Origin of the sequence: Pseudomonas campi (assembly GCF_013200955.2) — a bacterium.
GTDB classification, from domain to species: domain Bacteria; phylum Pseudomonadota; class Gammaproteobacteria; order Pseudomonadales; family Pseudomonadaceae; genus Aquipseudomonas; species Aquipseudomonas campi.
Genome location: NZ_CP053697.2, coordinates 1,246,077 through 1,268,523, shown reverse-complemented (window position 1 = coordinate 1,268,523; position 22,447 = coordinate 1,246,077). Strand labels below are relative to the sequence as shown.

Genomic DNA, 22,447 nt, shown 5'->3' with positions numbered 1-22,447 from the left:
TCCAACAGTTGAAAGATGCGTGATCGAGGGGCTTATGCCGTCTCGATCGGGGCAAAACTCTTGACCAGATCATCCAGCTGCTTGAGCTGGGTGAGGAAGGGTTCCAGCTTGTCCAGACGCAGGGCGCAAGGACCGTCGCACTTGGCGTTATCCGGATCCGGATGGGCCTCGAGGAACAGGCCGGCCAGGCCCTGGCTCATACCGGCCTTGGCCAGGTCGGTGACCTGGGCACGGCGGCCACCGGCAGAATCGGCGCGCCCGCCCGGCATCTGCAGGGCATGGGTGACGTCGAAGAATACCGGGTAGTTGAACTGCTTCATGATGCCAAAGCCGAGCATGTCCACCACCAGGTTGTTGTAACCGAAGGAGGAACCGCGCTCGCAGAGGATCAGACGATCATTACCCGCTTCTTCGCACTTGGTCAGGATATGTTTCATCTCCTGCGGTGCAAGGAACTGGGCTTTCTTGATATTGATCACCGCGTTGGTCTTGGCCATGGCCACCACCAGATCGGTCTGCCGCGAGAGGAAGGCCGGCAGCTGGATGATGTCGCACACCTCGGCCACTGGCGCAGCCTGGAAAGGCTCGTGGACGTCGGTGATCACCGGCACGCCGAAGGTCTTCTTCACTTCCTCGAAGATCTTCATGCCCTCTTCCAGGCCCGGGCCGCGGAAGGAGGTGATCGAGGAACGGTTGGCCTTGTCGAAGCTGGCTTTGAACACGTAGGGGATACCGAGCTTCTCGGTAACCCGCACGTATTCTTCGCAGGCCTTCATTGCCAGGTCGCGCGATTCCATGACGTTGATGCCACCGAACAGCACGAACGGCTTGTCGTTGGCGATCTCGATGCCGCCAACCTTGATGATCTTCTGGGTCATGTCCTTTGCCTTATGCCTTACCGGCCTGCTTCAGTGCGGCCTTGACGAAGCCGCTGAACAGCGGGTGGCCATCACGCGGGGTGGAGGTGAATTCCGGGTGGAACTGGCAGGCGACGAACCACGGATGGTCCGGTGCCTCGACCACTTCAACCAGAGCGCCGTCGGCGGAGCGACCGGTCACTTTCAGGCCGGCCTGCAGCAGTTGCGGCAGCAGGTTGTTGTTCACTTCGTAGCGGTGGCGGTGACGCTCGACGATCACGTCCTTGCCGTAGCACTCACGCACATTGGAACCGGCCAGCAGCTGGCAGTCCTGGGCACCCAGACGCATGGTGCCGCCCAGGTCGGAGGCATCGGTACGGACTTCGGTGGCGCCGGTGGCGTCTTGCCATTCGGTAATCAGACCGACCACCGGGTGCGCGCCATTCTGGTCGAACTCGGTGGAGTTGGCGTCTTTCCAGCCCAGCACATTGCGGGCGAACTCGATCACCGCGACCTGCATGCCGAGGCAGATGCCCAGGTAAGGGATCTTGTTCTCGCGAGCGTACTGCACGGTGGTGATCTTGCCTTCCACGCCGCGCAGACCGAAGCCGCCGGGCACCAGGATGGCATCGACACCTTCGAGCAGGCTGGTGCCTTTGTTCTCGATGTCCTCGGAGTCGATATAGCGCAGGTTGACCTTGGTGCGGTTCTCGATGCCGGCATGGCTCATCGCTTCGATCAGCGACTTGTAGGCATCCAGCAGCTCCATGTACTTGCCGACCATGGCGATGGTGACTTCCTTCTCCGGGTTCAGCTTGGCATCCACCACGCGGTCCCACTCGGAGAGGTCGGCCGGGTTGCATTGCAGGCCGAAGCGCTCGACGACGAAGTCGTCCAGGCCCTGGGCGTGCAGCACGGACGGAATCTTGTAGATGGTGTCGACGTCTTCCAGGCCGATCACCGCACGCTCTTCGACGTTGGTGAACAGGGCGATCTTGCGCCGCGAGGACTGGTCGACTTCATGGTCGGAGCGGCAGATCAGCACGTCCGGCTGCAGGCCAATGGAGCGCAGCTCCTTGACCGAGTGTTGGGTCGGCTTGGTCTTGGTCTCACCAGCCGTGGCGATGTACGGCACCAGGGTCAGGTGCATCAGCATGGCGCGCTTGGCGCCCACTTCCACACGCAGCTGGCGGATCGCCTCGAGGAACGGTTGCGACTCGATGTCGCCGACCGTACCGCCGATCTCGACCATGGCCACGTCGGCATCGCCGGCACCCTTGATGATGCGGCGCTTGATCTCGTCGGTGATGTGCGGAATGACCTGGATGGTCGCACCCAGATAATCACCACGGCGCTCTTTACGCAGCACGTCTTCGTAGACGCGGCCGGTGGTGAAGTTGTTGTTCTGGGTCATCGTGGTGCGGATGAACCGCTCGTAGTGGCCCAGGTCGAGGTCGGTCTCGGCGCCGTCGTGGGTGACGAACACCTCGCCGTGCTGGAACGGGCTCATGGTGCCCGGATCGACGTTGATATAGGGATCCAGTTTGAGCATGGTGACCTTCAGGCCCCGCGCCTCCAGGATGGCTGCCAGTGAAGCCGAAGCGATGCCTTTCCCCAATGAAGAAACAACACCACCCGTGACGAAGATGTAGCGCGTCATGAAAAATCCTAGAAGTCTGCGTTCAAGCGGTCAGCGCCGCCGGGGTGAAAGCGCAGGCCGGCACTCTTGGCCAACCTGAAATAAGCAAGCTTCCGCGGGTTCCGGGGAACTCGCAGAAAGCAGTAACAAGACGGGAGCGTAGTCTACCGGAAAGGCCCTTTCAGCTCAAACCTTGCTCGCTCGTCGGCGGCTGCCAGGACAATTGCCAATCGCCCCACTGCGAACCGTCCAAGCCAGGCAGGTTGGCCACGGCCAGCAGCTCCTCGCCGCGATACAGCAGCGGCAATCGGCCGCGGACAAAAGCCGGCACGCCGCGCTCGTTGAGCAAACGCTTCAGATCGCGATGACCGCGCCCCGGCAGCACCAGCACTTCACCGCCGATTCTGTAACGCACTTGCAACTCGCCCACGGGATATTCGCCACGCAAACTGAGCCGACCATTGCCCGGCAATTGCAGCGGCTGCGCCGGCTCCGACCAGGCTGCGGGCGGCGACGGAGCCTGCAGCCATTCACCCACCAGCCACCACAACCGTTCGTCGGCGCGCCTCAGCTCGCCCGCCGCCAGACGCCAGACCGGCGCACTGTCGACTGCCGCATCGCGCAGATCTTGCCAACCCTGCCAGTGCTCGCTGTCCGGCAGGCTTGTGCGTGGCGCCAGCCAATGACGCAGCGCATTGCGCTGGCGTGCTGCCGACAGCTGACGCAGCGGCCCAAGCGCCAGCGAAGGCAGCCCCAGCCAGGCATATTCCGAGGGTGGCGCAGCTGCCAGCAGATCCAGCTCGGCCAGCTCATCGAGCAAGCCCTGCGCCTCGCGCATGTGCTCGGCGCTGCGTGCCAGGTTTTGCCTGGCCTGTGGCCACTGGCGCGCCAGCAGGGGCAGCACCTCCGCGCGCAGGAAGTTACGGGCGAAACGCATATCGGTATTGGACGGGTCCTCGACCCAATGCAGCTCATGCTGCTGCGCATAAGTCTCCAGCTCACTGCGCGACACCGCCAGCAATGGGCGCAGCAACACACCCTGGCCAAGCGCGCGCTGCGCCGGCATGGCCGCCAGCCCCCGCACGCCGGCACCGCGCAACAGACGAAAGAGCAGGGTTTCGGCCTGGTCATCGCGGTGCTGCCCGGTCAGCAGCAGTTCGCCAGCCCCCAGACAGCGCTCGAGTGCGCCATAGCGCGCCTCACGCGCCGCCCGTTCGAGGCTGGCACCGGCAGCGACCTGCACATAGTCGATCTGCAGCGGTACGCCCAGCCCATCGCACAACTGCTGGCAGTGCTGCGGCCAGCTATCGGCAATCGCCTGCAGACCATGGTGCACATGAATAGCCGAGAGCGGCGGCAAGGCCTGACGAGCACGCAGACGCGCCAGCAGGTGCAGCAACACACTGGAATCCAGACCGCCGGACAGCGCCACCCGCCAGGCCGGGGCTGCCAGCCAGGGCTGTAGTGCTGCGAGCAGTCGGTTTTCGAGGGGAATCATTGGCCTAGCTTAAACAACAACGGGCCCGAAGGCCCGTTGTGCGTGCAGCAAGATGATCAGGCGATGCCGTAGCTCATCAGACGCTGGTAACGACGCTCCAGCAGCTTGTCGTTATTGAGTTTCTTCAGCCCCTTGAGTTGCGACAGCAGCTCCTTGCGAATACTCGCCGCCGCCGTTGCTGGATCACGATGGGCACCGCCCAATGGCTCGCCGATCACCTTATCGACGATGCCCAGGCCTTTCAGGCGCTCGGCGGTGATGCCCATGGCTTCGGCCGCATCCGGCGCCTTCTCCGAGGTTTTCCACAGGATCGAGGCGCAGCCTTCCGGCGAGATTACCGAGTAGGTGGAGTACTGCAGCATGTTCAGCTGGTCGCAGACGCCGATGGCCAGCGCACCGCCGGAACCGCCCTCGCCGATCACGGTGGCGATAATCGGGGTTTTCAGGCGCGACATCACGCGCAGGTTCCAGGCGATGGCCTCGCTCTGGTTACGCTCTTCGGCGTCGATCCCCGGGTAAGCACCGGGTGTGTCGATAAAGGTCAGGATCGGCAGCTTGAAGCGCTCGGCCATTTCCATCAGGCGACAGGCCTTGCGGTAGCCTTCCGGACGCGGCATGCCGAAGTTGCGGCGCACCTTCTCGCGCACTTCGCGGCCCTTCTGGTGACCGATCACCATCACCGGCTGATCATCCAGACGGGCAACACCGCCGACCAGGGCGGCATCGTCGGAGAAGTGCCGGTCGCCATGCAACTCGTCGAACTCGCTGAAGATGTGCTCGATGTAGTCGAGGGTATAAGGGCGATGCGGATGACGGGAGAGCTTGGATATCTGCCAGCTGCTGAGATTACTGAAGATGCTCTCGGTCAGCGCATTGCTCTTGTCCTGCAGGCGGGCAATCTCGTCGCTGATGTTCAGCGCATTGTCGTTACCGACCAGGCGCAACTCTTCGATCTTGGCTTGCAGGTCGGCGATCGGCTGTTCGAAGTCGAGAAAGTTCGGGTTCATAGGCGTCCGTCTTGCATCGGCGGCCGAGTGGCCGGGCGGCTGATTCCATCTGGCGCAATACCTTAAGGGATAAGGCGCCTGGGGTCGAGACCGAGAAGCCAGGCCGGTGGCCTGCTACTCAGCGGTATTGGAGGAAGACGTTGTCTTTGCCGAACTGGTCACGCAGGCTTTGGATCAGACCATCGGCCGGATCGATGCGCCACTGCTCACCAAACTGCAACACGGCCTTGGCGTCGCTGCCACTGTAATCCAGGGTCAGCGGGCAGGCGCCGCGGTACTTGCCGAGCAACTCACCCAACCAGCGCAGACGATCACCCTGCAGCGCCTCACGCCCGACACACAGGCGTAGGCTTTCCGCCAGGCCGGTACGCGCCTCTTCCAGGCTCATTACTCGTTTGGCGCGTAGGCGCAGGCCGCCGGAGAAGTCGTCGTTGCTCACCTCGCCCTCGACCACCACCAGCGCATCGCTCTGCAGCAGCGCCTGGTTGCTGGCGAAAGCATCGGCGAACAGCGAGGCCTCGATCCGCCCGGAACGGTCGTCGAGGGTGATGAAGCCCATCTTGTCGCCCTTCTTGTTCTTCATCACCCGCAGGTTGACGATCAGACCAGCAATGGTCTGGCTCTCGCGCGCCGGACGCAGGTCGATGATGCGCTGACGGGCGAAGCGCCGCACTTCACCTTCGTATTCGTCGATCGGGTGACCGGTGAGGTACAGGCCGAGGCAGTCCTTCTCGCCCTTCAGGCGCTCTTTCAGCGACAGCTCGCGGGCGTTGCGGTGGTTGACGTAGACATCCGCCTCGGGCTCGGAGAACAAGCCGCCAAACAGGTCGGCATGCCCGCTGTCATGGCTGCGCGCCGCCTGCTCAGCAGCCTGCGCCGCCTCCTCCATGGCTGCCAGCAACACCGCACGATTGCGGTCGATGCCGGCCTGGTAGGCCTTGAGTTCGTCATCGAAGTAAGGCCCCAGGCGATCCAGCGCGCCGCCGCGGATCAGCGCTTCCAGGGTGCGTTTGTTGATGCGTTTGAGGTCGACCCGCGAGCAGAAGTCGAACAGGTCCTTGAACGGGCCATCCTGACGCGACTCGACGATGGCCTCCACCGGCCCCTCGCCCACGCCCTTGATTGCACCCAGGCCGTAGACAATGCGCCCGTCATCATCGACGGTGAACTTGAACTCGGAGTTGTTCACATCCGGGGCGAGGATGCGCAGCTTCATGCTGCGGCACTCCTCGATCAGGGTCACGACCTTCTCGGTGTTGTGCATATCCGCCGAGAGCACCGCGGCCATGAACGGCGACGGGAAATGCGCCTTGAGCCAGGCGGTCTGGTAGGAGACCAGGCCATAGGCGGCCGAGTGGGATTTGTTGAAGCCGTAGCCGGCGAACTTTTCCACCAGGTCGAAGATGTTGCCCGCCAGGTCCGCCGAGATGTTGTTACTGGCACAACCCTCGATGAAACCGCCGCGCTGCTTGGCCATCTCCTCGGGCTTCTTCTTACCCATGGCGCGACGCAGCATGTCCGCACCGCCGAGGGTGTAGCCGGCCATGACCTGAGCAATCTGCATCACCTGTTCCTGGTACAGGATGATGCCGTAGGTCGGCTTGAGCACCGGCTCCAGGCCCGCGTACTGGTAGTCCGGATGCGGGTAGGAGAGCTGCTCGCGACCGTGTTTACGGTTGATGAAGTCGTCCACCATGCCCGACTGCAGCGGACCGGGACGGAACAGCGCCACCAGGGCGATCATGTCTTCCAGGCAGTCCGGCTTGAGCTTCTTGATCAGCTCCTTCATGCCGCGCGATTCAAGCTGGAACACCGCAGTGGTCTCGGCCTTCTGCAGCATGTCGTAGGTTTTTTTGTCATCCAGCGGGATGAAGTCGATGTTCACATCCGGCAGGCCCTTCTTCGCCTGCTCGCGGTTGATCGTCTCCATCGCCCACTTGATGATGGTCAGGGTGCGCAGGCCGAGGAAGTCGAACTTGACCAGGCCGGCCGCCTCCACGTCGTCCTTGTCGAACTGGGTGACCAGGCCGCCACCCTCTTCATCGCAGGCAATCGGCGAGAAGTCGGTGAGCTTGGTCGGCGCGATCACCACGCCCCCGGCGTGCTTGCCGGTACCGCGGCAGATGCCCTCGAGCTTGAGCGACATCTCCCAGATCTCTGCGGCCTCCTCGTCGACCTTGAGGAAGTCGCGCAGCGGCTCCTCCATCTCGTAGGCCTTCTCCAGGGTCATGCCGACCTCGAAGGGAATCATCTTCGACAGGCGATCGGCCAGACCGTAGGACTTGCCCTGCACCCGCGCCACGTCGCGCACCACAGCCTTGGCCGCCATGGTGCCGAAGGTGATGATCTGGCTCACCGCGTTACGCCCGTATTTCTCGGCCACGTAGTCGATCACCCGGTCGCGGCCGTCCATGCAGAAGTCGACGTCGAAGTCGGGCATGGAGACGCGTTCGGGGTTGAGGAAGCGCTCGAACAGCAGGTCGTAGGCCAGCGGGTCGAGGTCGGTGATCTTCTGCACATAGGCCACCAGCGAGCCGGCACCCGAACCGCGGCCCGGGCCGACCGGCACGCCGTTGCTCTTGGCCCACTGGATGAAGTCCATAACGATCAGGAAGTAACCGGGGAAACCCATCTGGATGATGATATCCAGCTCGAAATTCAGCCGGTCGATGTAGACCTGCTTCTTCGCCTCGTAGTCCGGGGTGTCCTTGGGCAGCAGCACTTCCAGGCGCTCGTCGAGGCCATCGAAGGAGACCTTGCGGAAGTACTCGTCGATGGTCATGCCATCCGGCACCGGGAAGTCAGGCAAGAAGTACTTACCCAACTGCACTTCGATGTTGCAGCGCTTAGCGATTTCGACGGTGTTTTCCAGCGCCTCGGGGATGTCGCTGAACAGCTCGGCCATCTCGGCCGGAGTCTTCAGGTACTGCTGGTCGGAATAGGTGCGCGGGCGGCGCGGGTCATCCAGGGTGCGGCTCTCGCCGATGCACACGCGGGTCTCGTGGGCCTCGAAGTCGCCCTGCTTGAGGAAGCGCACATCGTTGGTCGCCACCAGCGCCGCACCGCAGCGAGCGGCCAGGGCCACGGCGGCATGCACATGCTCTTCGTCGTTGATGCGATTGCAGCGGTGCAGTTCGAGGTAGAAACGCTCGGGGAATACCGCCTGCCATTCGCCCAGCAGTGCCTCGGCACGCGCCTGCTCGCCGGCCAGCAAGGCATGACCGATCTCGCCGTCGCGCGCACCGGACAGGGCGATCAGGCCCTCGGCTGCTTCCTTGACCCAGTCGCGCTGGATGATCACCAGGTCGTTGCTCTGCCCATCGCTCCAGCCGCGCGAGACCAGTTCGGTGAGATTGCGATAGCCCTTGGCATTCATCGCCAGCAGGGTCATGCGCGTCAACGGGCCGTCTTCTTCGGCGCTGGCCAGCCAGATGTCGGCACCACAGATCGGTTTGATCCCGCCGCCCTGCGCCGCCTTGTAGAACTTCACCAGCGAGCACATGTTGCTCTGATCGGTGACCGCCACCGCCGGCATGCCGGCACCGGCCACCGCCTTGACCAGGGGTTTGACCCGGACCAGGCCATCGACCAGGGAAAACTCGGTATGCAGGCGTAGATGGACGAAGGTGGTGGTCATGACGATCCTGTACAGAACACAAAAACAATAAGGCCCGGATTGTACCGGGCCAAGGTGCAAACAGCAGCATGCGGATCAGGGGATCGCAGCGTAGGGTGGCTGTCGCTCTCTACATCCACCGACGCGCCGTTCGGCGGATCGATAAAGCGTGATCCACCCTACTCTTCCAGCACCGCGCGCACCGGCGCGAAGGAGCGCCGGTGGATCGGCGTGGCACCCAGGCGCTTGAGCGCTTCCAGATGCACCGGTGTGGGATAGCCCTTGTGCCCGCCGATGCCGTAGCCGGGGTACAAGGCCTCCAGCGCTTGCATCTCACGGTCACGGCTGACCTTGGCCAGGATCGAGGCGGCGGCGATGGCCGGCACCTGGCTGTCACCTTTGACCACTGGCGCGCTAGGCACTGCCAGCTTGGGACAACGATTGCCGTCGATCAACGCCAGGCGTGGCGTCACGCTGAGCCCTTCCACTGCGCGCTGCATGGCCAGCATGGTGGCGTGCAGGATATTCAGGCGGTCGATCTCTTCCACCTCGGCGCGGGCGATGCACCAGGCCAGGGCTTTTTCGCAAATTTCGTCGAACAGCTTCTCGCGGCGCGCCTCGCTGAGCTTCTTCGAGTCATTGAGCCCGAGGATCGGCCGCGCCGGATCGAGGATCACTGCGGCGGTGACCACCGGGCCACAGAGTGGGCCACGGCCGACTTCGTCGACGCCGGCGACCAATTCCTCGACCAGAGTGAAATCCAAGCCCATCTGCATCAGGCCAGCCCTGCCAGCTTGAGCACCGCATCGGCGGCCTGTTCGGAGGCATCGTGCCGCAGGGCGCGATGAATCACATCGAAGCCTTCGGTTTGCACCGCGCCGTCATCCAGCAGCGGCGCCAGGGTCTGCGCCAGGGCATCCGGGGTGGCCGCATCCTGGATCAGCTCAGGCACCAGCAGGCGCTCGGCCAGCAGGTTGGGCAGGGAAATATAGGGGCTGGTCACCAGGCGTTTGAGAATGCGATAGGTCAGCGGCGCCACCTTGTAGGCCACCACCATTGGGCGCTTGTACAGCAGCGCTTCGAGGGTCGCCGTACCGGAAGCGATCAGCACGGCATCGCAGGCGGCCAGAGCTTCATGGGACTGGCCATCGAGCAACAGCAACGGCAGGTCACGGTTACCCAGCAGCTCTTCCAGTTGCTGGCGGCGCTCACGACTGGCGCAGGGCAGGACAAAACGCACGCCCGGCCGCAGGGCGCGCAGGCGCTCGGCGGCGTCGAGGAACAAAGCGCCCAGACGCGCCACTTCGCCGCCACGGCTGCCCGGCAACAGGGCAACGACCATCGCATCGTCATCCAGCCCCAAGACTTCGCGGGCGGCTTGGCGGTCGGCCTGCAGCGGGATGGTATTGGCCAGCGGATGGCCGACGAAACGTACCGGCACCTGATGATCGAGATAGAAACGCGCCTCGAAGGGAAACAGAGTCAGCATCAGGTCGCAGGCTTCGCGAATCTTCAGCACGCGCTTCTGCCGCCAGGCCCAGACCGACGGGCTGACGTAGTGCACGGTCTTGATCCCGGCCTGGCGTAGCTTGAGCTCGAGGGTCAGGTTGAAGTCCGGCGCATCGATACCGATGAACACATCCGGCTTGGCCTCGATCAGCGTGCGGATCAGGCGCTTGCGCCGTGCCAGCAACTCCAGCAGGCGGCCGAGCACCTCGACCAGGCCCATCACCGCCAGGCGCTCCATCGGGAAGTAGGACTTGAGGCCTTCGGCCTCCATGCGCGGCCCACCAATGCCGATGAACTCGACCTGCGGATGCTGACGCTTGAGCGCCTGCATCAGGCCGGCGCCGAGAATGTCGCCGGAGGCCTCGCCGGCCACCAGCGCTATGCGAAGAGGACGCGCCATGACTTAGCGGGTGATGCCGCGGGTGGAAGCCTGGATGGAGTCGCGGAATACCGCCACTTCCGGGAATTGCGCAGAGGATTCGGCCAGCTCGGCCAGCGCCTGCTCGACAGTCAGGCCCTGGCGATACACCACCTTGTAGGCGCGGCGCAGCGAAGCAATGGCTTCTGCGCTGAAACCACGGCGGCGCATGCCTTCGAAGTTCATGCTACGCGCCTCGGCCGGATTGCCGAACACGGTGACATAGGCCGGCACATCCTTGCCGATCGCCGTGCCCATGCCGGAGAAGCTGTGTGCGCCGATGCGGCAGAACTGGTGAACCAGGGTGAAGCCCGACAGGATCGCCCAGTCGTCCATCTTCACGTGGCCGGCCAAGGCGGTGTTATTGACCAGAATGCAGTGATTGCCGATCACGCTGTCGTGACCGATATGCACATAGGCCATCAGCAGGTTGTGATCGCCTATGGTGGTTTCCGAGCGGTCCTGTACGGTCCCGCGATGGATGGTGACACCCTCGCGAATCACGTTGTTATCGCCGATCACTAGGCGAGTCGGCTCGCCGTTGTACTTCAGGTCAGGGGTATCTTCACCGACCGACGAGAACTGATAGATACGGTTGTGCTTACCAATCTGGGTCGGGCCCTTGATGATCACATGGGGGCCGACCACGCTACCCTCGCCTATTTCCACATCGGGTCCAATGATCGACCAGGGGCCGACCTGAACGTCATCCGCCAGCTTGGCCGACGGATCGATGATGGCGCGAGGGTCAATCAAACTCATAGTTTGCGTTCCGCACAGATGATTTCTGCCGAGCAGACTTCCTTGCCATCGACGCTGGCCTTGCACGCGAACTTCCAGATGCTGCGCTTGTTACTCAGGTACTTGGCTTCGAGCATCAGCTGATCGCCCGGTACCACTGGCTGACGAAAGCGTAGCTTGTCGGAGCCGACAAAGTAATACAGGGTGCCATCGGAGGGTTTCAGATCCATCATCTTGAAACCGAGAATCCCAGCGGCCTGGGCCATTGCCTCGATGATCAGCACGCCCGGCATGATCGGATGTTCGGGGAAATGCCCGTTGAAAAACGGCTCATTGATGCTGACATTCTTGTAGGCACGAATGGTCTTGCCCTCGAGATCCAGCTCTGCCACCCGGTCCACCAGCAGGAAGGGGTAACGGTGCGGCAAGTATTCGCGAATCTGGTTGATGTCCATCATGTACGGAAAGCCTGTTCTAAAGAATGGGGACGTGCGTCAGACGCGGGTCAGGCATCTGATGAGGCATCGGCGCCCGGGGTCACGGCAGCCAGGCGCTTTTCCATGTCGCGCAGGCGTCGTGCCATATCGTCCAACTGGCGAATGCGCGCAGCGCTCTTCTTCCAGTCGGCCGCAGTTTGCATTGCAGTACCCGAGGAGTAGGCCCCAGGTTCGGTAATCGAACGGGTGACCATGGTCATGCCGGTGACGAACACGTTGTCGCACACCTCGATGTGCCCAACCATGCCCACCCCACCGGCGATCATGCAGTTCTTGCCGATCTTGGTGCTGCCGGAAATACCCGCGCAACCGGCCATGGCGGTGTTGTCGCCGATCTGCACGTTGTGCGCGATCATGATCTGGTTATCCAGCTTGACCCCGTTGCCGATCAAGGTATCGGCCAGGGCACCGCGGTCGATGGTGGTGTTAGCACCGATCTCGACATCGTCGCCCAGGGTCACGCCACCGATCTGCGCGATCTTCTGCCAGACACCTTTTTCGTTGGCGAAGCCGAAGCCCTCACCACCGAGCACGGCGCCAGACTGGATGACCACACGCTTGCCGATGTGCACGTCGTGATACAGGGTCACGCGCGGCGCCAGCCAACCATGCTCACCGATAGAGCTGCGCGCACCGATCACGCAATGCGCGCCGATGGTCACGCCAGCACCGATCTGCGCAGCGCTTTCAATCACCGCATAGGCGCCGATACTGGCGCTCGCATCGACCTGCGCATCGGCAGCCACCACGGCCGTCGGGTGAACCCCGGCAGTGGCAACGGGCTTGCGATCGAACAGATGGGAAAGCTGGGCATAGGCCAGATAGGGATTGGCCACGACCAGAGCATCACCCGCGAAGCCATCGGCATCCGCCGCGGTGAGCAGCACTGCGCCTGCCTGCGTATCGGCGAGGAACTTGCGGTACTGGGCATTGGCCAGAAAGCTCAACTGCTCGGCGCCGGCATCCTGCAGGGACGCCAGGCCACGAATCGGCTTGTCGGCGGCACCACGCAAGGTGGCGCCCAGCTGCTCGGCCAGCTGACCGAGGGTAAACGACACTGCGCTCATGATCAGCGCAGCTTGTTCATGCGCTCGATGACCTGACGGGTAATGTCGAGCTGAGGCTTGACGTCGATTACCGCGCCACGTTCCAGCACCAGGTCAAAATTGCCGCCCTTGATCACTTCCTCGACCGCCTTGTCCAGCTTCGGCTTGAGCTGCTTGAGCATGTCGCGATCGGAGATGGCCTTGGCTTCGTTGAGTTCCTTGGACTGGAACTGGAAGTCACGGGCCTTCTGCTTGAACTCAAGCTCCAGGCGCTCACGCTCGGCTTGCTGCATACGCTCGCCTTCTTTGACCAGGCGGTCCTGAATGCGCTTGGCGTCGGTTTCCAGCTGCTTCAGCTTGTTCAGTTGCGGACCGAATTTCTTCTCGGCATCCACGGCGTATTTCTTCGCAGCGTCAGACTCAAGCAGGGCCATTTGGTAGTTCAGTACTGCCACCTTCATCTCGGCAAACGCCGGAGTCGCCACCAGGGCCATGGTGATCAGAACCAGTTGAGTCAACTTACGCACGATGCACTCCTGCAACAAACACTGTTGTCATTTATCAAGCAATTAGAAAGTCTGGCCAAGAGAGAACTGGAAGACCTGTGTGTCGGCATCGTCCGGCTTCTTGATCGGTGCTGCCAAGCTGAAACTCAGTGGGCCCAGGGCAGTAACCCAGGTCACACCCAGACCCACGGAACTGGCCAGCTCGCCAATATCCAGGTCGCAGGTGCTGCCATTCTGTTTCTGGGTCTTGGAACAGTTGGTGTCGTACACATTACCCACGTCCCAGAACAGCGCGGTACGCAGGGAGCGCTGATCCTTGATAAACGGCAGCGGGAAGAGCATTTCCACGCCGCCCTGGATCAGCACGTTACCACCGAAGGGCAGCGGATCCTGATCGTCGGTATAACGCCCGTCGACACCAGGGCCAGCGCCCTCGCCACCCGGCAACGGGTTGCCATTAGCGTCTCGAGCCACGCTGGGGGTACTGCGTGGGCCCAGGCTGCTGTCCTCGAAACCACGTACGGAGTTGAAACCACCGGCGTAGTAGTTCTCGTAGAACGGCAGATCAGAGGTGGAACCGTAGCTATCGCCATAGCCCAGCTCAGTGTGGAAGCGCAGGGTGTAGTTCTCGGTTACCGGCTTGAACAGCTGACCCCGGTAGTCGATCTTGAAGAACGACAAGTCGCTACCCGGGATAGTGCTTTCCAGCACCAGGCTCTGCGAGTGGCCGCGGGTGGCCATCACGCCACGGTTCAGGGTCGACTCGGACCAACCGATCGAACCTTTCAGGTTCAGATAGTCATCCCCTTCTTCCTCAAGGAAGTCGAGAATCTCGTCCACGGTGTAGTCACCGGTATCGATGCTGTCCTGCTGGATGGTCAGGCCATAGGTCAGGCGCGAGGTCTCGCTGATCGGGTAACCGATGCTGACGCCGGCACCATAGCTGTCCACCGCATAGCTGGATACGTCGACATCGAGATCGTCGTAGTCGGTGGTGCGGTAGAAGGCGTTGTAACCCAGGCTGACACCATCGGCAGTCCAGTAGGGGTCGACGAAACCAAAGTTGTAGCTGGTCTGGTATTCGCTGCGGGTCAGACCGACGCTGACCTTGTTACCGGTGCCAAGGAAGTTGTTCTGGCTGATCGAGCCACCGAGGATCAGACCGGCGTTCTGCGCAAAACCGACGCTGGCGGTGATCGAACCGGAAGCCTGTTCTTCGACGCTGTAATTGACGTCGACCTGGTCGTCGGTACCCGGAACCTGCGGAGTCTCGACGTTGACTTCCTTGAAGTAACCGAGGCGCTCGAGGCGGGTCTTGGACTGATCGATCAGGTAGGTCGACGCCCAGCCACCTTCCATCTGGCGCATTTCGCGGCGCAGCACTTCGTCTTCGGTCTTGGTGTTGCCGCGGAAGTTGATGCGATTGACGTAAGCGCGCTTGCCCGGATCAACCACGAAGGTGATGGCAACGGTCTTGTCTTCGTCGTTGGCCTGAGGCACGCCGTTGACGTTGGCGAAGGTATAACCTTCGTTACCCAGGCGACGGGTGATCAGCTCGGAGGTGGTGGTCATCACTTTGCGCGAGAACACCTGACCCTGCTTGACCAGCATCAGCTTCTGGATTTCCTCTTCCGGAACCTTCAGGTCACCAGAGAGTTTGACCTCGCTGACACTGTACTTCTCGCCTTCCTCGACGTTGACCGTGACGTAGACGTGCTTCTTGTCGGGAGTAATGGACACCTGGGTAGAGGAGATATCCATGTTGATGTAGCCGCGATCCAGGTAGTAGGAACGCAGACGCTCCAGGTCACCGGAGAGTTTTTCGCGGGCGTACTTGTCATCGTTCTTGAAGAAGGACAGCCAGTTGGTGGTCTTCAGCTCGAACAGGCCAATCAGGTCTTCGTCGGGGAATACGCTGTTACCCACCACGTTGATGTGCTGGATGGCGGCAACCGAACCTTCGTTGATCTCGATCTTCAACGCCACACGGTTGCGCGGCTGCGGAATGACCTCGGCCTCGATGGTGGCCGAGTAACGACCCTGGGCCACGTACTGGCGCAGCAATTCGTTACGCACGCCTTCAAGGGTAGCGCGCTGGAAGATTTCGCCTTCCGCCAGACCAGACTGCTCAAGCCCTTTCATCAGGTCTTCGGTGGTGATCGCCTTGTTGCCTTCGATCTCGACACCGGAGATGGACGGGCGCTCGACCACATTGATGACCAGCACATCGCCTTCGCGACCCAGCTGGATATCCTGGAAGAAACCGGTCTTGAACAGGGAACGAGTGGCTTCAACCAGACGATTATCGTCCGCCTGCTCACCTACGTTGAGCGGCAGAGCGCCGAACAGGCTGCCGGCGGAAACCCGCTGCAGGCCGTTGACACGAATATCTGAGATGGTGAAGGACTCGGCGTGAACTTCGGCGATCATCAATGCGGCGAGCACCGCAGGTAGCAGCAGACGTTTCATGAAGTCCTTTCTTATTCCAACTGGCAATAAAGAAACTGCCGCGATACGCGGCAGCTTCACAATTCAGCGATTTGTTACAGACGGCCCAGGTCGTTGATCAGGGCCAGCAACATCACCCCAAGCACCAGACTGATGCCGATCTGCATTCCCCAACCCTGCACCCGTTCGGAGAGTGGACGCCCACGCACCCATTCCACCAGGTAAAACAGCAGATGCCCCCCATCCAGCACGGGGATGGGCAACAGGTTGAGAACCCCCAAACTAATGCTCAGCAGGGACAGGAAATAAAGAAAATCCCCCACTCCCGACTGGGCTGAAGCGCCCGCCACTTTAGCAATGGTTATCGGCCCACTCAAGTTTTTTACCGAGAGCTCGCCGACCAGCATTTTCCTCACCGAATCGAAGGTCAGCAGGGTCATGTGCCAAGTCCGCCGCAGCCCCTCGACCGCACCATCCAAAGGCCCGTAGCGAACCTCACGGAGCATTTCTGCCGGCCACTCGACAGAGCCGACGCCCACCCCGAGGTAGCCGCCACGCGAATCACCCTCGCCACGCACACCCAGGCTGGCGGATAACTCCAGCCGCTCACCCGCACGCTCGACAACCAGGGTGACCTGTTTGGCAGGCAATTCGCGCAGCACATCGAGCACCTGCTGCCAGTCATCGATGCGCTGCTCACCGATAGCCAGCAAACGATCCCCTAGACGCACGCCCGCTGCATGCGCCGGGCCATCAGGATCGATTTCCTTCAATATCGGCACAATACTCGGGCGCCAAGGCTGAATACCCAGGGAGCGCAGCGGATCAGGCTCATCCGCCCCCTTCTGCCAATCACGCAGAATCACCTGACGGGTACTTTGTGCCGTCGAGCCAGGTTCCTGCAGCAACAACTCCAGCGTGCCGCTCTCACCGAGACGACGCACCAACTGCAGATTGACCGCACCCCAACCCTGGGTCGGTTCACCGTCCACCGCCAGAATTTCCTGCCCCGGCAACAGACCGGCGGCCGCGGCCAGGCTATCCGGCTGCACACTACCGATTACCGGCTTGATCTGCTGACTGCCTAGCATGGCCAGCAGCCAGAAGAACAGAATGGCCAGGAGGAAGTTGGCGATCGGTCCGGCTGCAACAATGGCGATGCGCTGCTGCACCGGCTTGCGATTGAAGGACTGCTCGAGCTGATCAGCAGGCACATCGCCCTCACGCTCATCGAGCATTTTCACGTAGCCGCCCAATGGAATGGCGGCAACGACGAACTCGGTGCCCTGGCGATCATGCCAGCGCAGCAGTGGGCTACCGAAGCCCACGGAAAAACGCAGAACTTTGACGCCGCAGCGGCGGGCCACCCAGAAATGACCGAATTCGTGGATCGTGACCAGCACCCCGAGAGCGATCAGGGTGCCAAAAATCATGTACAACGCGCTCATCGTCTTCCTCCGGACTCAACGCCCGTGGCGATTCAACCACTCACCGGCCAGCACCCGTGCCCGGGCATCGGCGGCCAGTACCGCATCGAGACTTTCGACCGCAACGGCCGCCTCAAGATTCAGCACTTCATCGATGATACGCGCGATCTCGGGAAAGCGGATGCGCCGCTCGAGAAAGGCCGCCACCGCAATTTCATTAGCCGCATTGAGCAAGGCCGGCGCACTGCCACCGACTTCCGCTGCCTGCCGCGCCAGGCGCAGACAAGGAAAACGCTGTTCATCCGGGCGCTGGAAATCCAGACGCGCCACAGCGAACAGATCCAGTGGCGCCACCCCGGAGTCGATCCGTTCGGGCCAGGCCAGTGCATGGGCGATGGGTGTGCGCATATCCGGGTTACCCAGCTGCGCCAATACCGAGCCATCCACGTAGTCGACCAGTGAATGGATCACGCTCTGCGGGTGGATCACCACCTCAACCTGAGACGGCCTGGCATCGAACAGCCAGCAGGCCTCGATCAGCTCCAGCCCCTTGTTCATCATGCTCGCCGAATCGACGGAGATCTTGCGCCCCATCGACCAGTTGGGATGGGCGCAGGCCTGTTCGGGACTGACCTGCTCCAGCTCGGCCAACGGCGTTTCGCGAAACGGCCCACCCGAAGCGGTCAGCAGGATCCGCCGCACGCCGACCGCCCCCAAGCCGCGGGCGTAGTCGCCAGGCAGACACTGGAAGATCGCATTGTGCTCGCTGTCGATCGGCAAAAGCACGGCACCGCTGCGGCGCACAGCCTGGATGAACAGGTCGCCGGACATCACCAGCGCTTCCTTGTTGGCCAGCAGCACCTTCTTGCCGGCCTCGACCGCCGCCAGGGTCGGCTGCAAGCCAGCAGCGCCAACAATGGCGGCCATCACCGCATCCACCTCGGGATGAGCAGACACGTCGCACAGCGCCTGCGCACCCGCCAATACCTCGGTCGGTACATCTGCAGCGCGCAACGCACGCTGCAGTGCAGCCGCCGAAGCCTCATCAGGGGTTACCGCGAATTGCGGGCGATGTGTGCGACAGAGCTGCTCCAGCTCCTGCAGGCGCGAGAAACCGCTCAACGCAAACACCTGATAACGATCGGGATGACGCGCAATCACATCCAGGGTGCTGAGACCGATCGAACCGGTCGCCCCCAGCACGGTGATCTGCTGCGGCTGACTCACTGCGCGTTCCAGCCGGCCAGCCAGAGCAGTACGGCGAACAGCGGTACGGCGGCGGTCAGGCTGTCGATACGATCCAGCACACCACCGTGACCAGGCAGCAGATTGCTGCTGTCCTTGATCCCGGACTGACGCTTGAACATGCTCTCGGTCAGGTCACCGACCACCGACACCAGCACCACTAGCGCGGCGCCCGCCAGGGCCAGGGCAAAACCCTTGGCCTGCCAACCCTGCTGCAGGCCGACAGCTGCGGTGATCAGCAGGCTGGCCAGTAGCCCGCCATACAGACCTTCCCAGCTCTTGCCGGGACTAACGCTCGGCGCCAGCTTGCGCTTGCCGAAGGCCTTGCCAGCGAAATAGGCGCCGATGTCGGCACCCCAGACCAGTACCATCACCGCGATGATCAGCATGTTCGCCTGCGGCCACTGCTTGAGCAGCACCAGGCCTTGCCAGGCCGGCAGGAGGATCAGCAAGCCGATCAGCAACTTGCCGGGCAGGCCACCCCAGTAGCGACTGCTATCCGGATAGGTCAGCACCAGCAGGGTCGCCAGCGCCCACCAGAGCACCGCAGCCCCCAGCAACCAGGGCGCCAGCGCCGGGGTGAGGTAGAGCAGATAGAGCAGCGCTGCGACCAGCGCAGCATAACCGACACGCAGCCCTTGCGCGGCGAAGCCGGCCAGGCGCGCCCATTCCCAAGCGCCGAGGGTGACTACTGCACCGATGAACAGAGCAAACAGCCCACCATCCAGCAGAAAGAAACCACCCAGAGCAATCGGCAGCAGAAGCAGCGCCGTGATGATCCGTTGTTTGAGCATCAGTTACGCGCCTCGGCTTCTACCTGCTCGCTGGTCTTGCCGAAGCGCCGCTGGCGGGTAGAGAAATCGGCCAGCGCCTTGCGCATGGCCTCGTGTTTGAAATCCGGCCAGAACAGGTCGGAGAAATACAGCTCGGAGTAAGCCAGCTGCCAGAGCAGGAAATTGCTGATGCGGTGCTCACCACCGGTACGAATGCACAGGTCCGGCAGCGGCAGATCACCCGTAGCAAGGCAGCTCTGCAACAGCTCGGGAGTCAGATCTTCCGGCTGCAGATGCCCGGCCTGCACATCACGCGCCAGACGCTGAGCAGCCTGAGCGATATCCCACTGGCCACCATAATTGGCCGCCACCTGCAGGACGAAGCGATTTTCCCCGGCGGTGGCCTGCTCGGCCTCGCGCATGGCAGCCTGCAACTCCGGATGAAAGCGCGAGCGATCACCGATGATGCGCAGACTGATGGCATTCTCCTTGAGCTTCTTCGCCTCGCGACGCAGAGCACCGAGGAACAGCTCCATCAACGCCCCGACCTCCTCGGCCGGGCGCTGCCAGTTCTCACTGGAGAAGGCGAACAGAGTCAACACCTCGACCCCAGCCTCGGCGCACACCTCGATCACCGCACGCACGGCATCGACGCCGGCCTTGTGTCCGGCCACGCCAGGCAGCAGACGCTTTTTCGCCCAGCGATTGTTCCCATCCATGATGATGGCCACGTGACGCGGCACTATCGCCTGGGCTTCCTGCTTGCTCTTGACCATGGCTAGAAGACCGTCACACCGCCATCAGATCGGCTTCTTTGGCTTCCAGAGCCTTTTCCACCTCGGCGACGAACTTGTCGGTCAGCTTCTGCACCTCGTCGGAAGCGCGGCGTTCTTCGTCTTCGCTGATTTCCTTTTCCTTGACCAGGTCTTTCAGCTGGGCCAGGGCATCACGACGAATATTGCGCACCGCCACACGGGCGTTTTCCGCTTCGCCACGCGCCTGCTTGGTGAAGCCCTTGCGGGTTTCCTCGGTCAGCGCCGGCATCGAGATCAGCAGCAGCTCACCCAGGTTGGTCGGATTGAAGCCCAGGCCGGAACTCTGGATCGCCTTGTCGACGGCAGCCAGCATGCCGCGCTCGAACGCCACCACCTGCAGGGTGCGGGCATCCTTGACGGTGACGTTGGCCACCTGATTGAGCGGGGTATCAGCGCCGTAGTAAGGCACCATCACGCCGCCCAGAATGCTCGGGTGCGCCTGACCGGTACGAATCCGGCTGAACGCATGACTCAGCGACTCCAGACTCTTCTGCATGCGTTCCTGGGTGTCTTTCTTGATCTCGTTGATCATTGTGCATCCTCCTCGATCAGGGTTCCTTCGGCGCCGCCCACCACGATATTCAGCAGGGCGCCTGGCTTGTTCATGTTGAAAACCCGCAGCGGCATCTTGTGATCGCGGCACAGGCAGATGGCCGTCAGATCCATGACACCCAGCTTGCGGTCGAGCACCTCGTCATAGGTCAGACGATCGAATTTCTCGGCATTGGGGTCTTTGAAAGGATCGGCAGTGTACACGCCATCGACCTTGGTGGCCTTGAGCACGATATCGGCATCGATCTCGATCGCGCGCAGACAGGCGGCGGAATCAGTGGTGAAGAACGGATTGCCGGTACCGGCCGCAAAAATCACCACTTCACCGGTTTTCAGGTGGCGCATGGCCTTGCGCCGATCGTAATGATCGGTCACGCCGACCATGGAAATCGCCGACATCACGATAGCCGGGATATTCGAGCGCTCCAGCGCATCGCGCATGGCCAGGGCGTTCATCACGGTAGCGAGCATGCCCATGTGGTCACCGGTGACCCGATCCATGCCGGCCGCGGACAGCGCCGCACCGCGGAACAGGTTGCCGCCGCCGATCACCAGACCGACCTGCACACCGATGCCGACCAGTTGGCCGACTTCCAGGGCCATGCGATCGAGAACCTTCGGGTCGATACCGAAGTCTTCGGAGCCCATCAGGGCCTCGCCGCTAAGTTTGAGCAGAATGCGTTTATAGCGAGGTTGGCGACCACTCACCTGCTGAGCCATGCGTATCTCTCCTGCGGCGTTGTTTTCTAGCGAAGCCTCGTGAGCTTCATATTTTTACCCGGCAGTCAGACCACTGCCCGGTGAATTGGTGCGGCGCGACGGGTAATTAGGCCGCGCTTTGCAAAAGAGGCTGCACGCATAAGCGGGCAGCCTCTTCGGTACGACAGTGTAGAACCGTCTTACTGCTTGCTGGCGGCAGCCACTTGAGCAGCAACTTCGTCAGCGAAGTTGTCGACCGGCTTCTCGATGCCTTCACCGACCGCGAAGCGGGTGAAGGAAACGATTTCAGCGCCGCCTTTCTTGGCCAGAGCACCGACGGTGATTTCCGGATCCTTGACGAAGGCTTGCTCAACCAGGCTGGCCTCGGCCAGGAACTTGCTGATGCGACCGGCAATCATCTTCTCGACGATTTCAGCCGGCTTGCCCTTCATCTTGTCTTCGTTCAGGGACAGGAACACGTTCTTCTCGCGCTCGATGGCCTCGGCAGAGACCTGGCTCGGCAGCAGGAATTCCGGGTTGCTGGCAGCTACGTGCATGGCGATGTCTTTGGCCAGCTCGACGCTACCGCCTTTCAGAGCCACGACCACACCAATCTTGTTGCCGTGCAGGTAGGAACCCAGCACGTCGCCTTCAACACGGGCCAGACGGCGGATGTTGACGTTTTCACCGGTCTTGCCAACCAGCACCAGACGATCGGCTTCACGGGCTTCGATCAGCGGCTCAACGGTGGTCAGCTTGTCAGCGAAAGCCTGCTCGACGCTGGCAGCGACGAAGGCTTTGAAGTCGTCTTGCAGGGCCAGGAAGTCGGTCTGCGAGTTGACTTCCAGCAGAACGGCGGATTTACCGTCGTCCTTGACTGCGATGGCGCCTTCGGCGGCAATGTTGCCAGCCTTCTTGGCGGCCTTGATGGCGCCCGAGGCACGCATGTCGTCGATGGCTTTTTCGATGTCGCCGCCGGCCTTGGTCAAGGCCTTTTTGCAATCCATCATGCCTTCGCCAGTGCGCTCGCGCAGTTCTTTAACCAGGGCTGCAGTAATTTCTGCCATGTTCTTGATCCTCTTGAATCGGTAGTCAACCAATCAACCCGGATACCGGGTACAAATTCGTAAGTGGCAAAAAGGGGGCCTAGCCCC

The 22,447-nt window shown here is 62.0% G+C and carries 19 protein-coding genes; all 19 read right to left on the bottom strand.

What is annotated here, in order from left to right; all coding sequences use genetic code 11:
- Window positions 1-32 precede the first annotated feature (32 nt).
- On the bottom strand, window positions 33-878 hold the full coding sequence (gene kdsA, locus HNE05_RS05725; RefSeq protein ID WP_173204211.1) for a 3-deoxy-8-phosphooctulonate synthase: 846 nt from the start codon (window positions 876-878) through the stop codon (window positions 33-35).
- A 10-nt stretch (window positions 879-888) separates the two neighbouring features.
- Window positions 889-2,517: a CTP synthase gene (locus HNE05_RS05720; protein ID WP_173204209.1), complete on the bottom strand. Its 1,629-nt coding sequence runs from the start codon at window positions 2,515-2,517 to the stop codon at window positions 889-891.
- 160 nt (window positions 2,518-2,677) lie between these two features.
- On the bottom strand, window positions 2,678-3,994 hold the full coding sequence (gene tilS, locus HNE05_RS05715; RefSeq protein ID WP_173204207.1) for a tRNA lysidine(34) synthetase TilS: 1,317 nt from the start codon (window positions 3,992-3,994) through the stop codon (window positions 2,678-2,680).
- 56 nt (window positions 3,995-4,050) lie between these two features.
- Window positions 4,051-5,001, bottom strand: coding sequence for an acetyl-CoA carboxylase carboxyl transferase subunit alpha (gene accA, locus HNE05_RS05710; protein WP_173204205.1), 951 nt, complete (start codon window positions 4,999-5,001; stop codon window positions 4,051-4,053).
- A gap of 118 nt (window positions 5,002-5,119) precedes the next feature.
- Window positions 5,120-8,638 carry a DNA polymerase III subunit alpha gene (gene dnaE, locus HNE05_RS05705; protein ID WP_173204203.1) on the bottom strand — a complete coding sequence of 1,173 codons (3,519 nt, stop codon included), beginning with the start codon at window positions 8,636-8,638 and terminating at the stop codon, window positions 5,120-5,122.
- Between the two features lie 158 nt (window positions 8,639-8,796).
- Entirely contained in the window at window positions 8,797-9,393 is a 597-nt protein-coding gene (gene rnhB / locus HNE05_RS05700; RefSeq protein WP_173204201.1) for a ribonuclease HII, read from the bottom strand.
- Window positions 9,393-10,526 carry a lipid-A-disaccharide synthase gene (gene lpxB / locus HNE05_RS05695; protein WP_173204199.1) on the bottom strand — a complete coding sequence of 378 codons (1,134 nt, stop codon included), beginning with the start codon at window positions 10,524-10,526 and terminating at the stop codon, window positions 9,393-9,395. Before lpxB ends, rnhB begins: the two co-directional genes overlap by 1 nt.
- A 3-nt stretch (window positions 10,527-10,529) precedes the next feature.
- Entirely contained in the window at window positions 10,530-11,306 is a 777-nt protein-coding gene (lpxA, locus tag HNE05_RS05690; RefSeq protein WP_173204197.1) for an acyl-ACP--UDP-N-acetylglucosamine O-acyltransferase, read from the bottom strand.
- Complete coding sequence (fabZ, locus tag HNE05_RS05685; RefSeq protein ID WP_173204195.1) at window positions 11,303-11,743, bottom strand: 3-hydroxyacyl-ACP dehydratase FabZ; 441 nt, start codon at window positions 11,741-11,743, stop codon at window positions 11,303-11,305. Before fabZ ends, lpxA begins: the two co-directional genes overlap by 4 nt.
- A gap of 47 nt (window positions 11,744-11,790) precedes the next feature.
- Window positions 11,791-12,852: a UDP-3-O-(3-hydroxymyristoyl)glucosamine N-acyltransferase gene (gene lpxD / locus HNE05_RS05680; RefSeq protein ID WP_173211611.1), complete on the bottom strand. Its 1,062-nt coding sequence runs from the start codon at window positions 12,850-12,852 to the stop codon at window positions 11,791-11,793.
- Window positions 12,852-13,355 carry an OmpH/Skp family outer membrane protein gene (locus HNE05_RS05675; protein WP_173204193.1) on the bottom strand — a complete coding sequence of 168 codons (504 nt, stop codon included), beginning with the start codon at window positions 13,353-13,355 and terminating at the stop codon, window positions 12,852-12,854. Before HNE05_RS05675 ends, lpxD begins: the two co-directional genes overlap by 1 nt.
- A 42-nt stretch (window positions 13,356-13,397) precedes the next feature.
- Complete coding sequence (bamA, locus tag HNE05_RS05670) at window positions 13,398-15,803, bottom strand: outer membrane protein assembly factor BamA (RefSeq protein ID WP_173204190.1); 2,406 nt, start codon at window positions 15,801-15,803, stop codon at window positions 13,398-13,400.
- A 74-nt stretch (window positions 15,804-15,877) separates the two neighbouring features.
- Window positions 15,878-17,230, bottom strand: coding sequence for an RIP metalloprotease RseP (gene rseP, locus HNE05_RS05665; protein WP_173204188.1), 1,353 nt, complete (start codon window positions 17,228-17,230; stop codon window positions 15,878-15,880).
- 15 nt (window positions 17,231-17,245) lie between these two features.
- The gene (gene ispC, locus HNE05_RS05660) at window positions 17,246-18,436 is read right to left on the bottom strand and encodes a 1-deoxy-D-xylulose-5-phosphate reductoisomerase (protein ID WP_173204186.1); all 1,191 of its coding nucleotides are present in this window, start codon (window positions 18,434-18,436) and stop codon (window positions 17,246-17,248) included.
- Window positions 18,433-19,248, bottom strand: coding sequence for a phosphatidate cytidylyltransferase (locus HNE05_RS05655; protein ID WP_173204184.1), 816 nt, complete (start codon window positions 19,246-19,248; stop codon window positions 18,433-18,435). Before HNE05_RS05655 ends, ispC begins: the two co-directional genes overlap by 4 nt.
- Complete coding sequence (uppS, locus tag HNE05_RS05650; RefSeq protein WP_173204182.1) at window positions 19,248-20,003, bottom strand: polyprenyl diphosphate synthase; 756 nt, start codon at window positions 20,001-20,003, stop codon at window positions 19,248-19,250. The genes HNE05_RS05655 and uppS overlap by 1 nt, the downstream gene beginning before the upstream one ends.
- A gap of 13 nt (window positions 20,004-20,016) precedes the next feature.
- The gene (gene frr, locus HNE05_RS05645) at window positions 20,017-20,574 is read right to left on the bottom strand and encodes a ribosome recycling factor (protein WP_173204180.1); all 558 of its coding nucleotides are present in this window, start codon (window positions 20,572-20,574) and stop codon (window positions 20,017-20,019) included.
- Complete coding sequence (pyrH, locus tag HNE05_RS05640) at window positions 20,571-21,314, bottom strand: UMP kinase (RefSeq protein WP_173204178.1); 744 nt, start codon at window positions 21,312-21,314, stop codon at window positions 20,571-20,573. The genes frr and pyrH overlap by 4 nt, the downstream gene beginning before the upstream one ends.
- A 179-nt stretch (window positions 21,315-21,493) precedes the next feature.
- Entirely contained in the window at window positions 21,494-22,360 is an 867-nt protein-coding gene (gene tsf / locus HNE05_RS05635; RefSeq protein WP_173204175.1) for a translation elongation factor Ts, read from the bottom strand.
- Between the last annotated feature and the right edge of the window lie 87 nt (window positions 22,361-22,447).